General features: G+C 34.2%; 1 protein-coding gene. It reads right to left on the bottom strand.

Annotated elements, in window-relative coordinates; all coding sequences use genetic code 11:
• Positions 1–1,022 (bottom strand): IS701 family transposase (locus F936_RS17240; RefSeq protein WP_080631712.1); only part of this gene is annotated, 1,022 nt, incomplete at its 3' end.
• Between the last annotated feature and the right edge of the window lie 51 nt (positions 1,023–1,073).

The following is a 1,073-nucleotide window of genomic DNA, read 5'->3' as shown; positions in this document are numbered from 1 at the left end:
TAGATTCTCTGTGGTAGCAGATGATTTTTATCGAGAATAAAGTCATCAATGAAGTTTTTGATCATTGGTCTAAATAATTTCTTCTGCCAACGATATATATTTTCAAAGATCCGCTCAAACTGGTTCTTTTGTATCTCAACGTAGGCCATCAAGGCTGAAAAAATATGATTCAAAATCAGTTTAGATCGTCTTACTTGAAACTTTTCAATATGACAAACCTGTTTAATCACCCGGTGATATTGCTCTATTTTCCAATGACTTGAATGTAATTCATGAAATCCCTCAAAGGACAATAAATCATCTTCATCTTGATGCACAATATAAAACCTCTGCTGTTCTTTTAACTGAGTCTTAAATAATTGTACAAAGCCAAAATCTTTGAGCCAGACTACTTGACCCTGATGGAAATCTGGCAATAAACGCAGTTGAAACCATTGTCCTTTTTCTGGGGAAACCTTACGGTTACAGTCGATACCAAACATAAATCGAATACCATATTTTCTTATGGTTTTTAGATTTCCAGTCGATGAATACCAACTATCACCTGTAATAAATTGAATCTTTGCACCCCAACTGAGTACTTCACTTAACATATCCATAAAGTAATCATTCTTGGTTTTACTTTCAGATTTGTCATAAATTCGGAAATTAATTGGAATATTTTGACCATTTTGATCTGTCGCATACAAGGTAATGAGATTAATACCCTTGACGGATCGGTGGTGTTTGCCTGACCAAAAATAGCTAACTAAGTCCATATGTTGACTATATGGTTTATCTAAAACAGTATCATCAATACTGACTATAAGTTTGTTATTATCAATATGTTGAATTGATTCTTGATATAGGTCGTGAGGTGTGTAATCTTCACGCTCTAGAAAGCGATTTACACTATCATGCGAGATATTATAAGTCTCGGCAAGTTGTGTGCAGCTAATAGAGTTCGGTTCTGTCATGAGAAAGCCCATATAAATGGGTAGAGTACAAGTTGCTGTAGAAGCATGTTTAATTCGTCTGATCACAGATACTTTATAAAGTATTTTAGTACTTTTTTGAATCCGTCAATGCGTAAG

The sequence above is a fragment of the Acinetobacter calcoaceticus DSM 30006 = CIP 81.8 genome (assembly GCF_000368965.1).
Lineage (GTDB): Bacteria > Pseudomonadota > Gammaproteobacteria > Pseudomonadales > Moraxellaceae > Acinetobacter > Acinetobacter calcoaceticus.
This window is presented reverse-complemented; position numbering and strand designations above follow the sequence as displayed.